Raw genomic sequence first — 2704 nt, forward strand, 5'->3', positions numbered from 1 at the left:
TCTGCGGGTGTCGCACGCCTTCCACTCCCCGCTGATGGAGCCGATGCTCGACGCCTTCCGTACCGTCGCGGAAGGGATCGCCTACGGAACACCCGCCATCCCCGTCGTGTCGAACGTGACCGGACGCCTTGCCACCGACGGTGACCTGACGTCGGCCGAGTACTGGGTACGGCATGTCCGTCAGGCGGTGCGGTTCGCCGATGGTGTGAGTGCTCTGGCGGCCGAGGGCGTGACCCGTTTCCTGGAGATCGGCCCCGACGGCACCCTCACCGCCCTCGCCCAGAACTGCGTACCCGACGCGCCGAACCTGCTCTTCGTTCCCGCCCAGCGCAAGGACCGCGACGAACCGCCGGCAGTGATCGCCGCGCTGGCCGCGCTGCACACCACCGGCAGGACCGTCGACTGGGACGTTCTTCTGCCCGGCTCCCAAGAGTTGGTCGATCTTCCGACCTATCCGTTCCAGCGGCAGCGCTACTGGCTTGATCCGGTGGCGGACCGTTTCGGACACCGTGGGGAGCACCCGCTGCTGTCCTCCGGGATCGGCGTCGCCGACTCCACCACAGTGGTGGCGACAGGGCTTCTGTCCGGGCGCACACAGCCCTGGCTCGGCGACCTCGCCACCGGCGGCGGCACCATCGTGGCTCCGTCCGTCCTCACCGATCTGGCCCTGCACACCGGACGCAGCCTCGGAGCGCACCACCTCACCGAGCTGCACGTCGACGAGCCGCTGCGGCTCCCCGCGACCGGTGAGACCGAGGTGCAGACCGTCACCGAAGCGGCGGACGGCGACCGACGCCGGACCTTCGCCCTGTACGCACGCCCCTACGACCCGGACGCCGACCCCTCCGACGGTGCCCGGCCCTGGACCCGGCACGCGCACGGCACTCTGGCCGAGGGCCCCGTCGAGCCCACCGCTCCGGACACGGACGAGGGAGCCGGGGTCTGGCCCCCGCCCGGCGCGACGCCCGTCGACCCGGACGAGCTGTACGACGCCCTCCACGTCCCGGCGGACGAGGCCGGGCGGGTCGTGACATCGGTGTGGCGCCTGGGCGACGAGGTGTTCGCCGAGGCGGCTCTCCCCGAGACGAAGACGGCCGAGGCGGCCGGTTTCGTCGTGCACCCCGCACTTCTGGACGGCGCCCTCCTGACGCTCCGCGCGGTCGGCCGCCCCGTTCCGCACCTCGTGTCCTGGTCCGGCCTCACCCTCCACGCGAGTGCCGCGACAGCGGTCCGCCTGCACGTCGTCCCGCGCTCGGCGACGGAATGCGCGATCCGCATCGTGGACGTCACCGGCGCTCCCGTACTCACCGCTCGAAGCGTCGCCGTCCTGCCGTTCGACCAGGAGCAACTCCCCGGGACCGTACGGAAAAGCGGCAGCGACCTCTACACGGTCACCTGGATCCCGGCCGACGCCCCCACACTCCCCGAACCGGCCTCGACGACCCGTCACACCGGCCCCGACGGCCTCCTCGCCGCCTCCTCGGACACCCCTTACGCCGAGCTGGTCGTCGTCCCCTGGCTGACGCCCGAGTCCGAACCGGAGACCGCTCTCGTGCCCGGCGTCCACGACGCCACAGCACGTGCCCTCACCCTTCTCCGGCACTGGCTCACCGACGCGCACGCGGACGGCTCCCGCCTCCTGGTGCTCACCCGGGGCGCGGTGGCCGCACACGCCGGCGAGACCGTGAGCGACCTGTCGGCCGCGGCGGTCCGGGGACTGCTGAAGTCCGCCGCATCGGAGAACCCCGGTCGGTTCCTGCTCCTCGACACCGACGTCACCCCCACCGACGACCAGCTCGCGGACGCCGTACGGCGCGGCCACGACGAACTCGTCCTGCGCGATGGCAAGTTGTTCGCTCCCTCACTCAGCCGCGTGAGGGACACCCCACTGCACCCGGCTGCCGTGGTCTTCCCCACGGACCGGACCGTCCTCGTCACCGGCGGCACGGGTGCCGTGGGTGCCGCCGTCGTCCGTCATCTCGTCACCCGGCACGGCGTCCGCCATCTGCTTCTCGTCACCCGGCGCGGTCCGCAGACCCCGGGTGCCGCCGAGCTGGTCGACGAACTCGCCGCCCACGGTGCCCGGACCACCGTCGTGAGCTGTGACGCCGCCGACCGCGAGGCCCTTGCCGACGTCATCGACGCCCTGCCGCCGGAGTATCCGATCGGCGCCGTGGTCCATGCCGCCGGAGTCCTCGACGACGGCGTCATCACCTCCCTCACCCCCGTGCATCTGACCCGGGTGCTGCGGCCCAAGGCCGATGCCGCGGTCAACCTGCACGAACTCACCCGCGACCTCGGTCTGTCGGCGTTCGTCATGTTCTCCTCGGCCGCCGCCACGCTCTCCAGCCCCGGGCAGGGCAACTACGTTGCCGCGAACGCGTTCCTCGACGCCTACGCCGCCCGCCTGCGCGCCGACGGCCACCCGGCGGTGTCCATCGCCTGGGGCCTGTGGGAGACCGACAGCGCCATGACCCGCGGGCTCGCCGACGCCACGCACAAGCGTGCCGCCCGCAGCGGCGTGGACGCCCTGCCCACCGGTGACGCCCTCGTCCTCTTCGACCGTGCCCTGACCCACGTCGAGGGCACCCCGCTTCCGCTCTGTCTGGACCGCACCGCACTGCGCCGCGCCGCCGACCGACTGCCCCCGCTGCTGCGTTCCCTGACCGGCCGCCCGGCCCTGCGCGAGGCCGCGGCACGGCCG

General features: G+C 72.9%; 1 protein-coding gene. It reads left to right on the plus strand.

Translation table 11 applies throughout. The annotated features are described in order from the left end of the window. The coding region (locus tag AWZ10_RS37745) for an SDR family NAD(P)-dependent oxidoreductase (protein ID WP_159058507.1) at window positions 1–2704 on the plus strand (2704 nt) is incomplete at both ends.

Origin of the sequence: Streptomyces europaeiscabiei (assembly GCF_001550375.1) — a bacterium.
Taxonomy (GTDB): domain Bacteria; phylum Actinomycetota; class Actinomycetes; order Streptomycetales; family Streptomycetaceae; genus Streptomyces; species Streptomyces europaeiscabiei.